The sequence below is a fragment of the Streptomyces durhamensis genome, assembly GCF_000725475.1.
Classification (GTDB): Bacteria; Actinomycetota; Actinomycetes; order Streptomycetales; family Streptomycetaceae; genus Streptomyces; species Streptomyces filipinensis.
The window spans coordinates 52,083-69,000 of record NZ_JNXR01000027.1 but is presented as its reverse complement, the minus strand read 5'-3'; the positions used below and the strand labels follow the sequence as shown (position 1 = coordinate 69,000).

Annotated in this window: 12 protein-coding genes and 1 pseudogene; 4 read left to right on the top strand and 9 right to left on the bottom strand. The window is 73.1% G+C overall.

The window, feature by feature from the left end:
- Positions 1-22 precede the first annotated feature (22 nt).
- The gene (locus IO33_RS0132710) at positions 23-1,303 is read right to left on the bottom strand and encodes a hypothetical protein (protein ID WP_031171727.1); all 1,281 of its coding nucleotides are present in this window, start codon (positions 1,301-1,303) and stop codon (positions 23-25) included.
- A gap of 189 nt (positions 1,304-1,492) precedes the next feature.
- Here IO33_RS0132710 and IO33_RS0132705 point away from each other — a divergent pair, with 189 nt between their 5' ends.
- Entirely contained in the window at positions 1,493-2,380 is an 888-nt protein-coding gene (locus IO33_RS0132705; protein WP_031171725.1) for a DUF4429 domain-containing protein, read from the top strand.
- A gap of 67 nt (positions 2,381-2,447) precedes the next feature.
- Here the strand turns inward: IO33_RS0132705 and IO33_RS0132700 are convergent, their stop codons facing one another.
- Positions 2,448-3,242: a class II aldolase/adducin family protein gene (locus IO33_RS0132700; protein ID WP_031171723.1), complete on the bottom strand. Its 795-nt coding sequence runs from the start codon at positions 3,240-3,242 to the stop codon at positions 2,448-2,450.
- 140 nt (positions 3,243-3,382) lie between these two features.
- On the opposite strand from IO33_RS0132700, the gene IO33_RS0132695 reads away from it, so the two are divergent.
- Complete coding sequence (locus tag IO33_RS0132695) at positions 3,383-3,850, top strand: pyridoxamine 5'-phosphate oxidase family protein (protein ID WP_031171722.1); 468 nt, start codon at positions 3,383-3,385, stop codon at positions 3,848-3,850.
- A gap of 12 nt (positions 3,851-3,862) precedes the next feature.
- Here the strand turns inward: IO33_RS0132695 and guaA are convergent, their stop codons facing one another.
- Positions 3,863-5,443: a glutamine-hydrolyzing GMP synthase gene (gene guaA, locus IO33_RS0132690; protein ID WP_031171720.1), complete on the bottom strand. Its 1,581-nt coding sequence runs from the start codon at positions 5,441-5,443 to the stop codon at positions 3,863-3,865.
- A gap of 283 nt (positions 5,444-5,726) precedes the next feature.
- Here guaA and IO33_RS0132685 point away from each other — a divergent pair, with 283 nt between their 5' ends.
- A complete protein-coding gene (locus tag IO33_RS0132685) occupies positions 5,727-6,002 on the top strand; it encodes a chorismate mutase (protein ID WP_031171718.1) in 276 nt (91 codons plus the stop codon).
- A gap of 552 nt (positions 6,003-6,554) precedes the next feature.
- On the opposite strand, the gene IO33_RS0132680 is transcribed toward IO33_RS0132685, so the two are convergent.
- From IO33_RS0132680 to IO33_RS0132670, 3 genes are all read right to left on the bottom strand, one after another.
- Entirely contained in the window at positions 6,555-8,360 is a 1,806-nt protein-coding gene (locus IO33_RS0132680; RefSeq protein WP_031171716.1) for a GMC family oxidoreductase N-terminal domain-containing protein, read from the bottom strand.
- Positions 8,361-8,388: 28 nt separating this feature from the next.
- The gene (locus IO33_RS0132675; protein ID WP_031171714.1) at positions 8,389-10,002 is read right to left on the bottom strand and encodes a succinic semialdehyde dehydrogenase; all 1,614 of its coding nucleotides are present in this window, start codon (positions 10,000-10,002) and stop codon (positions 8,389-8,391) included.
- A gap of 136 nt (positions 10,003-10,138) precedes the next feature.
- Positions 10,139-11,008: a protein kinase domain-containing protein gene (locus tag IO33_RS0132670; RefSeq protein ID WP_078963995.1), complete on the bottom strand. Its 870-nt coding sequence runs from the start codon at positions 11,006-11,008 to the stop codon at positions 10,139-10,141.
- Positions 11,009-11,144: 136 nt separating this feature from the next.
- Between IO33_RS0132670 and IO33_RS0132660 the strand changes: the two are divergent.
- Positions 11,145-11,612, top strand: a pseudogene (locus IO33_RS0132660) (helix-turn-helix transcriptional regulator); the annotation flags it as partial.
- On the opposite strand, the gene IO33_RS0132655 reads toward IO33_RS0132660, so the two are convergent.
- From IO33_RS0132655 to IO33_RS0132645, 3 genes are all read right to left on the bottom strand, one after another.
- On the bottom strand, positions 11,599-13,227 hold the full coding sequence (locus IO33_RS0132655; RefSeq protein ID WP_031171708.1) for a serine/threonine-protein kinase: 1,629 nt from the start codon (positions 13,225-13,227) through the stop codon (positions 11,599-11,601). The pseudogene IO33_RS0132660 and the gene IO33_RS0132655 sit on opposite strands and share 14 nt — an antisense overlap.
- 79 nt (positions 13,228-13,306) lie before the next feature.
- Entirely contained in the window at positions 13,307-15,028 is a 1,722-nt protein-coding gene (locus IO33_RS0132650) for a serine/threonine-protein kinase (protein WP_031171705.1), read from the bottom strand.
- Between the two features lie 96 nt (positions 15,029-15,124).
- Complete coding sequence (locus tag IO33_RS0132645; RefSeq protein ID WP_031171704.1) at positions 15,125-16,894, bottom strand: serine/threonine-protein kinase; 1,770 nt, start codon at positions 16,892-16,894, stop codon at positions 15,125-15,127.
- Positions 16,895-16,918: the final 24 nt, after the last annotated feature.

Here is a 16,918-nt window from a genome sequence, read left to right as displayed (position 1 = left end):
GCCGCCCGGTCGTGCGTGCCGTTCACTCGGTCACCTGGACGATGCACCGGTTGGTCGCGACCCCGGCCGCGGTGACCACCTGCACCTCCACCGCCCCGGGTTCCACGTCGGCCGGTACGGGCACGGTCAGGAGGTTGTCCGTGGGGTTGCGGAAGCCGCCGGTGACCGGGACCAGCGGGACGTGGACGTCGACCGCGCCGATGCGGACGACCATCCGGGAGAGCCGCTCGGCGGTCTGCGCACCTGGCGGGACGAAGCCGGCTCCGCGGATCTCGACGTCGTCGCCGGTGCGGATCGGGCCGTCCAGGTCGCCGGGTTCACGGGCGCGGACCACGGACAGGACGACCGGGCGGCCGCCCTCGGCGTACTTGCCGGCCAGGTAGGTCGCGGCCGAGACCAGCACCACCAGGCCCAGCCCCCAGGGCAGGTCGGGCAGCTGGTCGGTGCGGCGGGCGAGCCGTACGGCGGCGAACAGCACGGCGACGGCGCTGACGGCGACGTACTGGATGTCGGCGAAGGCGCCCCGGCCGGAGTCGTCGGTGAGCAGATCGGCGGCGCGCGGCCGGTGCGCCGGTACCTTCTGCAGCCGTTGCGTGAGGATGCGCAGGCCCACCACCCGGCGGACCAGGACGGCGATGCCGCACACCACGGCGAGGACGGTCACCACGCCGGCGCCGCGCGCGAGGTCGAGGCCCGAGATCAGCGCGTCGCGTTCGGCGTGGTCGGAGGCGGCGGCCAGCCGGGCGGCCAGCAGCAGGACGGCGTAGCCGACGAACAGCACCCAGCCGGCGGCCACGGTGCGGGAGGTGGACATCCGGTTGTCCTCGCCGATCACCGGGGCCAGCGCTCCGCCGCGCGCCCGGTGCAGCCAGGAGGCGGCGCTGAGCGTGGTGGCGACCACGAGCGCGGCGGCCAGGGCCGCGGTGCGGGGGCCGGTCCAGCCCGTGCCGACCGCGGTGAGCGCCTCGCCGAGCAGCAGCGCGAGGACCGCGCCCCACACCGTGCACACCGTCCGCAGCCACAGCCGTGCGAGCCGGGCCTCGCCCTCGGCGCGCCCGCGTTCGGCGACGGCCTCCGCCCGTTGGGTCAGTTCCTCGGAGACCCACCGGCGCGACGCCGAGGCGGAGTGCGCCACGCCCACCGGCAGGCCCTGCCCGGCCGCGTACCCGTCACGCAGGCGCAGGAACGCGGCGACGGCCCTCCGGTGCCCCTCGCGGGCGCCGTGCGGGCAGTCCCCGCAGGTGCAGCCGCCCCCGTGGATCCCTTCGGCACCCGTGCCCTGCCCCGCCTCCTGCACCGCCACGCCCGGCGCCCGCCTTCCCCACGACCTTCCGGCACGGCCGGCGGCGCCCCGTTGGAGGCCCCGCCGCCGTGCAACTCCCCTGCATCGACAGCGAATTGTTCCCTATGCCGGGCCGTCAGGAGCCCTCGGAGCGGGTCACGGCGGGTGAAGTACGAGCCGTCGTGTTGACCCGGCTGCGAGAATTTCCGCATGGCCGAGATCATCCAGCGGGACGGGACCTGGGCCTTCGACGGCAGCACGATCCGGATCACCCCCGGGCTGCACCGCCGCGTACCGCTGTTCCGGCAGACGTACGGGGAGGTCTGCGTGCCCCTGGAGGCGGTCTCGGACGTCGTCTGGGAACCCGAGCGGGGGGGTGGCCGGCTGCGGATGCGGCTGCGCGAGGGCGCCGACCCACTGCTCCAGGCGACGGGAGGGCGGCTGCCGGACCCGGCCGACCCCTACCGGCTGACGGTGGACGCGAACCGCGGCGGGGTCGCGGAGTACGTCGCCGAGGAGATCCGGCAGGCCCTGCTCCTGGACCGGGTCCCCAAGGAGCCCACGCACGCCTATCTGCTGCCGGGCCCGCCGGTGCCGGTGTCCGTGCGGTCCTCCGACGGCACGGTCTCCTTCGACGGCACGCAGGTGCGCATCGACTGGGCCGACACCTCCGACCGGATCAAGCGCGCGACCGGCCCGCGGATCATCGCGCTCGGCGACCTGGTGCAGGTGGAGTGGCTGCCCAACCGCGGGTACGAGGACGGCTTCCTGCGGTTCGTGACGCCGGAGACGGTGTTCTCCAAGCTGCCGCCCGAGCGGGACCCCTACACCCTGGACCTGTGGGGCAGTGTGCGGCGCGATCTGCTGACGGCGCTGGTCGCGACGGCCGTCACCGCCCGGCTGCCGCATCCGTCCCTGCGCACGGGCACCGGCTTCGACGGCCGGGACGGGCGGCGGACGGCCGTGCCGGGGCAGGCCGACCACCATGACGTCCTGCTGCGCCGGCTACGGGAGTTGGGCGAGCTGCACCGGGACGGGGTCCTCACGGACACGGAGTTCGCGACGACCAAGGCCGCCGTGCTCAGAGGCTTCGGCTGAGGGGACGCGCCGGCCGACCAGGCGCACCCGGTCGCCGCCCCGGCTTCCGGTCAGGAGTGGGGCCCGGTCAGCTGAGCAGGTCCGGTTCGGTGCGGCTGATGTCCTGCCACAGCGGCTGGTAGTTGATCCAGGCCACCAGGTCGCCGCCGAGCTGTTCCCGGGTGGCGACGGCCAGTTTGTGGTCGATGAGGACCGGACGGCCGGCCGCCTTCGCCATCAGCTGCACCTGGCAGGACCGCTCCATGGACATGAACCACCAGGCCGCCGCGTCCACCGAGTCGCCCACGGTGAGCATCCCGTGGTTGCGCAGCACGAGCGCCTTGCGGGAGCCGAGGGCGCCGGCGATGCGGCGGCCTTCCTCGATGTCGACGGTGACGCCGGTGTAGGCGTCGTAGAGCGCGACGTCCTCGTAGAAGGCGCAGCTCTCCTGGGTGATGGGGTCGATCAGCTCGCCCAGCGCGGCGACGGCGCGGCCGTGCACGGAGTGGCAGTGGGCGACGGCGACGACGTCCGGGCGGGCGGCGTGCACCTGGGCGTGCACGGTGAACGCGGCCTGGTTGACGTGGTAGCGGCCCTCGACGACCTGCCCCTCCTGGTTGGCGAGGACGAGATCGCTGACGGTGACGTGCTTGAACGGCATGCCGAACGGGTTGACCCAGAAGCAGTCGCTGAACTCCGGGTCGCGGGCGGTGATGTGCCCGGAGACCCCGTCCTCGAACCCGGCCCGGCCGAAGATCCGCAGGGCTCCGGCGAGCCGCTCCTTGCGGTGCTGGCGTTCGGCCTCCACCGACTCGTGCATCGGCGGCATGGCGAACCGCAGCTGGTCGGTGGGCAGCGGCAGGGGCGGGGTGGGCCCGTGCATAGGTCCTCCAGCGGGCGAATTGCTGTACGCGCCGGAAGTTACCGCCGGTCAGCCCAAAAGGGCAGAGCTGTTTTGTAAAGATGGCGTACGCGGTGAATACCCGACAGAGGTTGTCCGGTTTTCCGGTGAGACTGGCGGGTATGAACTGGGCAGCCTTCACATCCGCCGCACCCGAACTGGCGACGATCGCCGAGGCACGCTTCGGCGCGTACCGGCACCACGTCCTCGCGACCCTGCGCAAGGACGGCTCCCCGCGCACCTCCGGCCTGGAGGTCCGCTTCCTGGGCTCAGAGCTGTGGCTCGGGATGATGCCGGGCTCGGTGAAGGCGCTCGACCTGCTCCGCGACCCCCGCTTCGCGCTCCAGACCCACCCCGGTGCCGACGACATGAGCGACGGCGGGGACGTCCGGGTCGGCGGGCGGGCGTTCGAGGTCGTGGACGCGGCCGTGAAGGGGACGTACGCGAAAGAGGTGGAACCGCCGCAGCCGTTCCACCTCTTCCGTACCGAGCTGACCGAGGTCGTACGGACCTACGTCGAGGACGAGAAGTACCTCGTCACGCAGGTCTGGAAGCCCGGTGAGCCCCTGCGCACGCTCAAGCGCGCCTAGGGCCCCTGGGGACTACTCCCACTCGATGGTGCCCGGGGGCTTCGAGGTCACGTCGAGGACGACGCGGTTGACGTCCCGGACCTCGTTGGTGATCCGGGTCGAGATGCGGGCGAGGACGTCGTACGGCAGGCGCGACCAGTCGGCCGTCATGGCGTCCTCGGAGGACACCGGGCGCAGCACGATCGGGTGGCCGTAGGTGCGGCCGTCGCCCTGGACACCGACGCTGCGGACGTCCGCGAGCAGGACCACCGGGCACTGCCAGATGTCGCGGTCCAGCCCGGCGGCGGTCAGCTCCTCGCGGGCGATCGCGTCGGCGTCCCGGAGCAGGTCCAGGCGCTCCTTGGTGACCTCGCCGACGATGCGGATGCCGAGGCCGGGGCCCGGGAACGGCTGGCGCTGGACGATCTCCTCCGGCAGGCCCAGCTCCTGGCCGACCATGCGGACCTCGTCCTTGAACAGCTTGCGCAGCGGCTCGATGAGCTTGAACTCGAGGTCCTCGGGCAGGCCGCCGACGTTGTGGTGCGACTTGATGTTGGCGGTGCCGGTGCCGCCGCCGGACTCGACCACGTCCGGGTACAGGGTGCCCTGGACCAGGAACTCCACGGCCGGGCCCTCGTCGGCGATGATGTCCGCCTGCGCCTGCTCGAAGACGCGGATGAACTCCCGGCCGATGATCTTGCGCTTCTCCTCGGGGTCGGAGACGCCCTTGAGCGCGGTCAGGAAGCGCTCCTCGGCGTCCACGACGACCAGCTTGACGCCGGTCGCGGCCACGAAGTCCTTCTCGACCTGCTCGGTCTCACCCTTGCGCATCAGGCCGTGGTCGACGTACACACACGTCAGCTGGTCACCGATGGCGCGCGCGACGAGGGCGGCGGCGACGGCGGAGTCCACGCCGCCGGACAGACCGCAGATCGCACGCTTGTCGCCGACCTGCTCGCGGATCGCGGCGACCTGCTCCTCGATCACGTTGCCGGTCGTCCAGTCCGGCTTCAGACCCGCGCCGCGGTACAGGAAGTGCTCCAGCACCTGCTGGCCGTGCGTGGAGTGCATGACCTCGGGGTGGTACTGGACGCCGTAGAGCTTCTTCTCGTCGTTCTCGAACGCGGCGACCGGCACGACGTCCGTGGACGCGGTGACCGCGAAGCCCTCGGGGGCGGCGGAGCAGGCGTCGCCGTGCGACATCCACACGTGCTGCTCGTCCGGGGTGCCCTCGAACAGGGTGGAGGAGTTCTTCGAGACGTGCAGGTCGGTACGGCCGTACTCGCGGGCTCCGGTGTTGTCGACGGTGCCGCCGAGGGCCTGCGCCATCAGCTGGAAGCCGTAGCACATGCCGAAGACGGGGACGCCGGCCTCGAAGAGCCCGCGGTCGAGGGTCGGGGCACCCGTCTCGTACACCGAGGAGGGGCCGCCGGAGAGGATGATCGCCGCGGGGTTCTTGGCGAGCATCTCCTCGACCGGCATGGTGCTCGGCACGATCTCGCTGTAGACCCGCGCCTCGCGGACGCGACGGGCGATGAGCTGGGCGTACTGCGCGCCGAAGTCGACGACCAGGACGGTGTCGGTGGTGGCGGCAGTGGAAGTCGCTGATGACACGGGGTGCCTTCTGGTGGTCGGGCGGGGTCTGTGCTACCGAGTCTAACGGTGTGGACGTGAAGGCCTCCCCTGGACTTCGCCGTGGCATACTGATCCCATGCTTCAGCACACGACCTTCGTCTTTACCTATGGCACCCGGCCCGCCGGCTGCCATGGTCGTGCTGCTTGAGCCAAACGCCAAGCACTTCCCAGGCGCCCCGGGCCGACAAGGCCCGGGGCGCCTGTCGTTTTCCGGGTCCTGTCGTCCGGGGGCGTCCACCCTTCCCGACCGAGGAGCCCCGACATGACCACCACGACCCCGGAAGCGACCGGCACCCCGGAAGCGACCATCGCCGACGCCCGGGAGCGCATCGACGCGCTCGACGACCGGATCATCGGCCTCATCCAGGAGCGGATGGCCGTCTCCGCCGTCGTCCAGCAGACCCGCATCGCCTCCGGCGGACGCCGGGTGCACCTGTCCCGCGAGATGGAGATCCTCGGCCGCTACCGCGATGCCCTCGGCAAGCCCGGCACCGGCCTCGCCATGACCCTGCTCGAGCTGTGCCGTGGTCGCATCTGAGTTCGGTCCCGTTCTCACCCGTACGGCGCGTGACCGGTCCCCGCACCGCTTCGTTGAGCGGGGTGTCCGTGCCAGCCAGGGGCGGGCCCGACAGAACCACGCGTGGCTCGCTGGAGCGATGAGGCGTACGGGTCGTGCCGTGCGCCGTGGGACCTCGCTCCAGGGAAGTGACCGGACGGCAGGGGACAGCAGCCCGGTCACCCAAGAGAACGGTCGGCTCCGGGGACGCCCGGGGCCGACCGGCGGAAGAACCGCACTCCCACACCAGGACCAGCGGCGCAACCCCCCGGCGCCGCACCCAGGCACCGGCGCTGCCCTGACGTCGGTGCTGACCGAAGAAGGGCCCCGCGGTCTCTCCGTCCCGCGGGGCTCTTCGTCATGCGGGGCTCTTCGTCATGTAGGTGACCCACGCCACACGAATATTCCGGGCGCAGGAGCAACCCTTCACGGCTTTCGCAGATCAAACCTGCCGAGTCGAAAAAGAGGGACCTGCTTTCGGAGGGGGATGCAGGTCCCTCTTTTTCGACTCGGGCCCGTGCCCGCTCGGCAGGGCTACTGCTTCGGCGGCACCGCCGGCATCCCCAGGAACGGCAGTCGCAGCGCGCCGAACGCCTCCGCCGGGACCGCCGGGGCCTGCGGCTCCACCGGCTTCAGCCGCTCGTACGCCGCTCCCGGCGCCGGCCGCGGGTCCTCCTCGCCCTTGTTCGGCCAGAAGGACATGGCCCGCTCGGCCTGCGCGGTGATCGTCAGCGACGGGTTCACCCCCAGGTTCGCCGAGACGGCGGCGCCGTCCACGACCGAGATGCCGGGGTGGCCGTAGAGGCGGTGGTACGGGTCGATCACGCCGGTCCGGGGGGAGTCGCCGATGGGGCAGCCGCCGAGGAAGTGCGCGGTGAGCGGGGTGCCCATCAGCTCGCCGACGTTGCTGCCCGCGAAGCCGTTGATCTCGGCGGCGAGCACGGAGGCGGCCTGGGTGGCGGCCTTGATCTGCTTGGGGTTCGGCGAGCCGTGCCCCTGCCGCGCGGTGAGCAGGCCCCTGCCGACGCCGCCGGGCTTCAGATACGTCGTCAGGGAGTTGTCCAGCGACTGCATGACCAGGCCGATGATGGTCCGCTCGGACCAGCGCCGGTTGGACAGGGAGCGCAGGACCAGCAGCGGGTGCCGGGCCGCGTTCGCCAGCCAGGCCAGCGCCCGGGAGGAACCCTCGGCGTACGGCACCTGGAGGATCGACAGGCCGCCCATGGAGTTGGATCCCTTGCCGTAGCGGACCGGCTCGATGTGGGTGTTCTCGTCCGGGTGGATCGAGGAGGTGATCGCGACGCCCCGGGTGAAGTCGGCCCTCGGCTCGCCGGTCGCCCTGCGGTAGCGGCGGTTGTCGGTCTGCGCGCCCACCAGCGCCTCGGAGTTGGTCCGGGTCAGCTCGCCGAGCCGCTTCGACAGGTACGGCAGCTGGCCGCCCGCCTTCATGCGGTGCAGCAGGGTCTGGGTGCCGTACGTGCCCGCCGCGAGCACGACCCGGCGCGCGGTGAGGATCCGGCCCCTGCCCTTCTTCTTCTGGTCCGTGGGCAGGGTGGCCACGGCGTATCCGCCCCGCGAGTCGTCGGTCACGGACACGACCGTCGTCATCGGGTGCACCACCGCGCCCGCCTTCTCGGCGAGGTGGAGGTAGTTCTCGTTGAGGGTGTTCTTCGCGCCGTGCCGGCAGCCGGTCATGCACTCGCCGCACTCGGTGCAGGCCTTGCGGGAGGGGCCCGCGCCGCCGAAGTACGGGTCGTCCACCTGCTCGCCGGCCCTGGCCTTCGCCGTGCCGTCGGCGTCCTTGCCGTCACCGAAGAACACGCCGACCGGTGCGAGGTGGAAGGTGTCGCCGACGCCCATCCGCTGGGCCGCCGCCTTGAGATGCACGTCGGAGGGGGTCATCGTCGGGTTGAGCCGTACACCGAGCATGCGCTGGGCCTGGTCGTAGTACGGCTTCAACTCCTCCTGCCAGTCAGTGATGTCCCGCCACTGGGGATCGTCGAAGAAGGGTTTCGGCGGGACGTAGAGGGTGTTGGCGTAGTTCAGCGAGCCGCCGCCCACGCCCGCGCCGGCCAGCACCATCACGTTGCCCAGCAGATGGATGCGCTGGATGCCGAACATGCCGAGCTTCGGCGCCCAGAGGTAGTTCTTCAGGTCCCAGGAGTTCTTCGGCAGGGACTCGCGGGTGAAACGGCGGCCGGCTTCGAGCACACCGACCCGGTATCCCTTCTCGGTCAGGCGGAGGGCGGACACCGAACCGCCGAACCCCGATCCGACCACGATGACGTCGTAGTCGTACCCGTCCTCGTCCCGGGTCTGGACAGACTTCTCCTGCGACACGTGCTCTCCTCGTCGAGAACGGGTGTTTCTAGCGGAACCGGAATGCCTTCATGAGCCGCAGACTCGTGCTCATGAACCGGGCGTAGCCCTCGTCGTCCATGCCCAGCGAGGGCGCCATCGGCAGCAGCCGCTGCTGGGCGACCGTCTGGGCCTCCGTGTACTTGAGGATGCCCTCGGAGCCGTGCCGGCGGCCGAGGCCGGAGTCCTTCATGCCGCCCATCGGGGACTGGACGCTGCCGTAGGCGGGGGCGTAGCCCTCGTTGACGTTGACCGTGCCGGTGCGCAGGCGGCCGGCGACGTCACGGCCGCGCACGGCGCTCTTCGTCCAGACGGAGGAGTTCAGGCCGTACGGCGTGGCGTTGGCGCGCTCGACGGCCTCGTCGTCCGTCGTGAAGCGGTAGACCGAGACGACCGGGCCGAAGGTCTCCTCCTCGCACACGGCCATGGAGTCCTCGACGCCGTCGAGGATGGTCGGCTCGAAGAAGTAGGGGCCGATGTCGGGACGAGCCTTGCCGCCCGCGACGACCTTCGCGCCCTTGGCGACGGCCTCCTCGACATGCCGTTCGACGGTCTTGAGCTGCCGCTCCCCCACCAGCGAGCCCATGTCGGCGCCGTAGGCGAGGGAGTTGCCGAGCCGCATCGCCCTCGTGCGGGCGGCGAAGCGCTCCAGGAAGGCGTCGGCGACCGACTCGTGGACGTACAGCCGCTCGATGGAGATGCAGAGCTGTCCGGCGGAGGAGAAGCAGGCGCGTACGGCGCCGGCGGCGGCCTTTTCGAGGTCGGCGTCGTCCAGGACCAGCATGGCGTTCTTGCCGCCGAGTTCGAGCGAGACGCCGACCAGGCGGGCGGCGGCGCCCTGGGCGACCTCGCGGCCGGTGCGGGTGGAGCCGGTGAAGGAGACGTAGTCGGCGTGCTTGACGACCTCGGGGCCGACGACCGGGCCCTCGCCGAGCACGACCTGGAAGACGCCCTCGGGCAGGCCGGCCTCGATGAGCAGGTCACGGGCCCACAGGGCGGTGAGGCAGGTCTCGGTGTCCGGCTTCATCACGACCGCGTTGCCGGCGACGAACGCGGGCAGCGCGTCGCCGACGGACAGCTCCAGGGGGTAGTTCCAGGGGGCGATCTGGCCCACGACGCCGCGTGGGTGGCGGAGTTCGGTGACCTTGGTGAGCGTGGGGACGGCGCCGGTGTGCCGCTTGGGCCGCAGATAGGCGGGGGCCTTGCGGCCGTAGTGGCGGGCCGCGACCGCGACGGCCTGCACCTCCTCGTGCGCGTGCAGGCGGGCCTTGCCGGTCTCCAGCTGGATGAGGTCGAGCACCTCGGCCTGCCGCTGCAGCACCAGGTCGTGGAAGCGGAGCAGGACGGCGGCCCGCTGCCGCACCGGGGTCCGCTCCCACACGGCCTGCGCGGCACGGGCGGCCTCGAAGGCCTTCTGTACGTCCTCGGAGGTGGACTCGGGCAGGTCGGCCAGCTTGTCGCCGGTGAACGGGGTGTGGTTGGCGGTGCGGCCGGAGCCGGTGACGCCCTTGGTGAGCTGGGCCACCAGTTCCGGGGTGACCACGTCGGCGGCGGTGCGGACGCCCTCGGGGGCGGCCGCGAGGGGGTTGGTGCCGGTGCTGTCCGGGGCCTGCGTGTCCGTCATGACGCGCAGGGTATGCCGGGGCGGAGTCTTTGTGTACCCGTCGGTAACGCGGATTCACCGAGTGCTCACATACCGCCAGTGATCACTGGCAGAGAATGTGCTGATCAGGGCGTTGACACGGTCGCGAGCGGAACGATCATTCGAGTCCGGCTTTTTTCGCCAGGAGCAGCCCGAGCGCGGTGCGCGGGGCCCGCCGCCGGGGTTCCGCAGGCGGCGGCGAGGCGGGCGCGGACGACGGCTCCGGCGTGGTGTCCGGTACCGGCGTGAGCCCGAGGTACGCGCGCAGTGCCGCCGCGACGTCCTCGGCGGCCGGGCGCTCCTCGGGCCGCTCGGCGCGCAGCCGGTCCAGCAGCGGACCCAGCGGGCCGGGGTCCGCGTCCCCCAGCGCGGCGCGGAGCAGGGCGCCCAGCGACCACAGGTCGCAGGCCGGGCCGGCGCCGGGGCCCGCGGTCCGCTCGGGCGCGACGAACCCGGCGGGCGCCTGGGCCGGATGCCCGTCGCCGGTGCCGAAGTCGGTGACGACCACCCGCCCGGTCCCGGACTCCAGCAGGACGTTGGCCGGTTTGACGTCCCGGTGCACGATGCCGACGGCGTGCGCGGCCCGCAGGGCGCCGAGGACGGCGAGCCCGACGCGGGCGGCCTCGGCGGGCGGGAGGGGCCCGCGGCGCAGGACCTCCCGCAGGGACTCGCCCGCCACCAGCTCCATGACGATCCAGGGGACATGGCCCTCGGTGACGACGTCGTAGACCGTGACGGCGGCGGGATGGCGCACCCTGGCGGCGGCGCGTGCCTCCCGGTAGAGCCGGTGGGCGATACGGCGGCTGTCCTCGTCGTCGGCCGGATCGCCGGGCAGCGAGGGCTCCTTGAGGGCGACGCGGCGGTCCTGCCGCTGTTCGTCCCGGGCCCGCCAGACGGTTCCGGTGGGCCCCCCGCCGAGGCGTCCGGCCAGCCGGTAGCGGCCGCCGATCAGACGTGCGTCGGGCGGGTGTTCGCCGTCTCCACTCATGTCACATGAGTACCGTGAGCACCACGCCGTTGTCGAAGCGGGGGTCAGACCGCCCAGCGGTGCAGGGTGAAGCCGTATCCCGCCTTCCTCACCTCCACCGCGCCGGCACCCCCGAAGTGCGCCCGGACGACCAACTCCCGTTCGGCCGCCGCGCGTTCCCGAACTGCGCACCGCCGTCGGCCTCCTGGCCGGTGAGCTGGACGAACGCCGGCCGGGCGGCGCCTGGATGGACCGGGCGGAGACGGGCGCCTGGCCGGCGGTGCTGGGCGACCCGGTCACGACGGCCGCGCTGCGCGCCCTGCACTCGGATCCGGCGGCCCCCTGGACGGCCGTCCGCCTCGCCGCCGAGGCCGGTGTCTCCCGCGCCACCCTCGCCCGCCGCTTCACCTCCCTCGTCGGGCGGCCGCCGATGGCCTACCTGACCTGGTGGCGGCTGACGCCGGCGGCGGCCCGGCTGCGCGCCTTTGACGCGCCGCTCGCGACGGTGGCGCGGGAGACCGGGTACGGCAGCCCGTACGCCCTCTCGCACGCCTTCCGCCAGGAGTCCGGGATCACACCGGGCCGGTACCGGAACCTGAACGCCTCGCGCGTCAGGGCTTCGTGACGTCCAGGTTGGCGATCGCCGCCCTGGCCACCTCCCGGCCGCGTGCCGTGAAGTCGCTCCGGTCCGGATAGCCGACGGTGAGGGTGTACATGTCTCCGCCGCCGGTGCGGTAGTAGAAGATCTGCACCTCGCGCGGGCGCGGGTTCTCGCTGTCGTCGGTCCGGTAGCCGACGGTGTTCTTCGCGGCCTGCCTGCCGTGGTACGTGGCGGTGTCGTCCGGGTGGGTCCGCGCACCCTTGGGCATGTCCAGGGTGTACTCGCCGTCGGTGCGGAACTTCTCGTCGTCGGCGTACATCTGGGACCGCGCGCTGTTCTTGATCTCGTGCAGGGAGTCGTCCGCCTTCCGGGCCAGGTGCAGCTCGACCCAGACACTGCCGCTGGAGTCCTCGTACGTCACCCAGTTCTTGTCGGTGGCGTCCTTGCCGGGTCTGACGGCCCGGTAACCGGCGGGCACGGCGACCGTGGCGCCCAGCTTCGCCTCCGGCTTCTTCGCCCAGCCGTCGGGCAGCGGGCCCGCGAAGGGGTCGGCGAGGACGAGGTACACCGCCACCGCCGCAGCGACCAGCGCCGCGCCCGCGCCCAGCCACACCGCGCGGCGAAAGCGCCGGGAGCGGCCGGGCGCGGGGGGCAGCAGGGCGGGCTGCGTCGGTGCCGGGGGCGCCGACGGCGCCGGGGGCCGTGCCGCCTCCTCCAGCAGCGCCCGGACCCGGTCGGCCGGCGGCCGCTGCGCGGGGTCCTTGCGCAGCAGTCCGTCGATGACCTCGGCCAGCGGGCCGGAGGCGGCCGCGGGCGCGGCCGGGGTGGAGTTGAGGACCGACTGCAGCGTGGCCGGGGTGTTGCTGCGGCGGAACGGCGAGACGCCCTCGGTGGCCGCGTAGAGCAGCACCCCCAGCGACCACAGGTCGCTCGCCGGGCCGGGCCGCTGGCCCAGCACCCGCTCCGGTGCGACGTACTCGGGCGAGCCGACGAAGCCGCCGGTGTCCGTGAGCCGCGTGTCGCCCTCGATCCGGGCTATCCCGAAGTCGGTGAGGACCACCCGGTCGTGCCGGCCGAGCAGGACGTTGTCGGGCTTGACGTCACGGTGCAGGACGCCCGCCGCGTGCGCCGCCTCCAGCGCGCCGAGCACCTGAAGCCCGATCCTGGCCGCCTCGCGCGCGCCCAGCGTGCCCTCCTGCAGGACGTCGCCGAGGGTGCGGCCGTGCACCAGCTCCATCACGATCCAGGGCCGGCCGTCGACGACCGCGACGTCGTGGACGTTCACCACCGCCGGGTGGTCCAGCCGGGCCGCCGCGCGGGCCTCGCGGCGCATGCGCTCGAAGGCGTTGGCGCGTTCCCGTTCGGGAAGGTGGTCGGGGACGTGGGGCTCCTTGACGGCCACCTCCCGGTCCACCGTCTCGTCCTTGGCCCGCCACACCGTGCCCATCCCGCCGTGGCCCAGCTTGCCGAGCAGCCGGTACCGGCCGGCGACCAGCCGTCCGGCACCCGCCTCCTGCTGCGGGGGCGGGACGGCGTCCGGTCGTGGATGCGACGGTACCTGCGGCTGCTGCCGCGGCGGTCGCAGGACAAAACTCGTCGTGTCGTCGGTGCCGTGACCGACTCCCCCGTCGCTGCTCATGGACCATCCATAGCGCGCCACCGGTGCCGACAGCCACCGGGTACGCGAACCGGTCACACACCCGTGACCGAGCGGCCGGTCAGGAGCCCGCCCGGAAGGTGTCGACCGCCACGTCGAAGTACTCCCGCGCCTCCCGCACCTTGCCGACCGGCGCCGACACCCAGACGTCGTACATCCGCCCGGCCTCCTGCCAGCACAGGTCGTAGGTGTGGCGCGGGCCCTCCGCCGCGTTGAAGCCGTCCCAGGTGAACTCCCACAGCGCGGCCGGATGCCCGTCGTGCGTGGCGGCGGTGACCCGGCCGTCGCGGTAGCCGGGGTTGGTGGCGGACCCGCCTGCGGCCGACCGCTCCAGCGCGCCCCGCGGGCCGCCCGGCTGGGCACCGGTCACCTTCACGCCGAGGCGGTAGGTCTGGCCGGGCGAGAGGTAGAAGACGCGCTCGCCCTGCGGACTGCGGGTGAAGTCCTGCGGCACGGCGAGGGAGAAGCCGGCCGGATCCCGGGCGGTGCGGTAGCCGGAGGGCGCGGTGCGCGAGCCGGTCGAGGCGGGACCGGTGACCGTCGGGCGTGTCGCGGTGGGCGCCGGCACGGCGGTGCCGGGTGCCGAGGGCGGACGCGTACCGCTCCCGGTCGCCGGGGACGTCGCCGTGCCGCCGGGGCTGCCGCCGCCCCCGTCCCGGTGCAGCAGCAGCGCCGCCGCCGACACACCGGCCCCGGCGAGCGCGGCGATCAGCAGGGCCGCGAGCAGCACCCCGCGCGGGGACGTCCGGGGCGGCGGCTCGGCCGTCGGCCCGGCCGCGGCGGGCGGCTGCGGTGTCCGGTGCGGAGGGGCCGGCTCGGTGGGCGTGTACGGCGTGGCGGCGTGCGGCGCACGACTCGCCGCCGTCCCGGGCCGCGGCGTCCGGCCCCCGCCCGTCCGGTGGGCGTGCCCGGGGGCCGGGGTGCCGGACGGGCCCGGTGCCGGCGGTGTCCGGCCCGTCTCCAGGAACGTCCGCAGCATCTGCTCGGCCGGTGCCGCGCCGAGCCGCCGGTCGGGGTCGCGTTCCAGCAGCCCCCGTACGACCGGCAGCAGGGGCTCCGCCTCGGCGGGGGGCCGGATGTCGGCGGCGACCACGGCGTGCAGGATGCCGCCGAGCGAGTCGCGCCGGAACGGCGACTCGCCGCTGAGCACCGTGCACAGCAGCGCGCCCACCGACCACAGGTCGGACTCCGGCCCGGTGCGCAGCCCCGACATCCGCTCCGGTGCGGTGTATTCGGGCGAGCCGACGAAGGAGCCGGTCTCGGTGAGCGTGGTGGCGCCCGCGACCTGCGCGATACCGAAGTCGGTCAGCACCACCCGGCCGGTGCCGGACTCGATCAGGACGTTGGCGGGCTTGATGTCCCGGTGCAGCACCCCCACCTCGTGCGCGGTGCGCACCGCGCTGAGCAGGGCGACACCGATCCGCGCGGCCTCGGCGGCGTCGACCGGTCCCTGCCGCGCGATCCGGTCGGCGAGCGAGCCTCCGTCGACCAACTCCATGACCAGGTAAGGACGTTCGTCCTGTTCCACCACGTCGTGCACGACGATGATGTGCGGGTGGCGCAACTGGGCGACCGCCCGCGCCTCACGGAACGTACGGTCCCGGCGGCGCCGCGCGTCGTCCTCGGTGAGGGAGTCGTCCGGGAGGAGTTCCTTGACCGCGACACGCCGTCCCAGTACCTGGTCGAGGGCCCGCCACACGACTCCCATGCCGCCACGCCCGATGCGTGCCTCCAGGCGGTAACGGCCCGCGATCACCCGGAAGTCGGCGCCCTCGGTCCCCATGGGCCCCATCATGCCGCACCGGACCCATGCGCTCCGGGGCGCCGATCGGCCAAGCCGGGCCGATCGACCAGCGTTTTTCGGCCGTATCAGCCGTCGTCAGCCGTCCTTCGGCTGCTGCCAGCCCTGCAGAACCGCCTTGAACTGCTTGCTGGTCGTCGCCCAGTCCGCCGCGGGCGACGAGAGGTAGACCGCGTACTCGTTGCCCTTCCAGGAGATGTACGTCTCCTCGACGGCACGCCGCGGTCCCGGGAACGGCGTGTCCTTCGGCAGCGCGGTCCAGGTGTACTCCCAGACCGAGCCGCCGAGGTCGCGGTAGATGTTCTTCTGCAGCCGGACGCGGTGGTAGCCGACCAGCCGCCGGCTGATCTGCTCCTCCAGGTTGATCTGGTGCGAGTAGGCGTCCTTGAAGTCCGGTGAGGTGTCGAGAGCGATACGGACGAAGTGCTTGCCGCCGTCGGGCGTGTAGTCGACCTGCCGGAGGGAGGGGACGCTGGGTTTGCTCTCCACCTCCTTCCGCGACCAGCCCTTGGGCAGGTAGATGCTGAAGCCCCACTTGTCGTCGTAGCGCTTCCACGAGGCGGGAACCGTTCCGTCGGGGCGCGGCGCGGCGCTGCCGCTCGCGGAGGCCGGCGCGGTGGCCGGGCCCGCACCCCCGCTCGTGCCGGTGTTCTGCTCCATGCCGCCCCACTTCTGGAAGGCCACGGCCGCGCCACCGCCGAGCACCGCCGCCGCGGCGACGACGAGCGCGAGGGTGCGCAGCCTGCGCCGGGGACGGGGCCGGGGCGTCGCCGGGCCACCCGCCGCGTTCGAAGGCGTGGGCGCCACGGCCGTCGGCCCGGTCGCGGAACGGCCCGGACCCGCCGGCGCTCCGGGGCCGTAGCCCGGGGTGGTCGCTCCGGGGTCGTAGCCGGAGGTGGTCGCGCCGGGGTCGTAGCCGTGGGAGCCGTAGCCCGCGGTGGTCCCCGTGGAGCCGTGGCCCGAGGCGGACGAACGGCTCGTCCCGGGGGTGTGCACGCCCGAGCCCTGGTTCGGGATGAACGGCTGGGCCGGGTGGCGGCCCTCGGCCGCCTCGGCGAGCATCTGTTCCGCCTGCTCCGCACCCGGCCGCCGGTCCGGTTCCTTGCGCAGCAGGGAGGCTATGACGGGGCCGAGCGCACCGGCGTGGCGCGTCTCGTCGGCGTCCTCCTCGACGACCGCCTGCATGGTGCCCAGCGGTGAGGTGCGGCGGAACGGCGAACGGCCCTCGACCGCCGTGTACAGGGTGGCGCCGAGCGCCCACAGGTCCGAGGCCGGGCCCGGGTCGTGGCCGCGCACCCGCTCCGGCGCGAGGTAGTCGACCGATCCGACGACCTCTCCGGTGCGCGTGATGGTGGAGTCGCCCTCGATCTGGGCGATGCCGAAGTCGGTGAGCAGCACCCGGCCGTCGCGGCCGAGGAGGACGTTGCCGGGCTTGACGTCCCGGTGCAGTACGCCGGCGGAGTGCGCGGCGCGCAGCGCCCGCAGCACCCACAGGCCGATGCGCGCGGCCTCCCGCGGCTCGACGCGCCCCCGTTCCTTCACCGCGTCGGCCAGCGAATGGCCCTCGACCAGCTCCATGACGATCCACGGGCGGCCGTCGTGTTCGAGGACGTCGTGCACGGTGACGACCGCAGAGTGGTTGATGCGCGCGGCGGCGCGGGCCTCCGCCCGGGTCCGTGCGAGCAGGACGGCCCGGTCGCTGTCGGAGACGTAGAGTGCGGCGGTCAACTCCTTGACGGCGACCGTCCGGTTCAGCACCTCGTCGTGGGCGCGCCACACCCGGCCCATGCCGCCGCTGCCGATCGAATCGGCGAGCCGGTAGCGGCCCGCTATGAGCAGGCCCTGCATCTGATTCACGTTGCCCCGCAATGT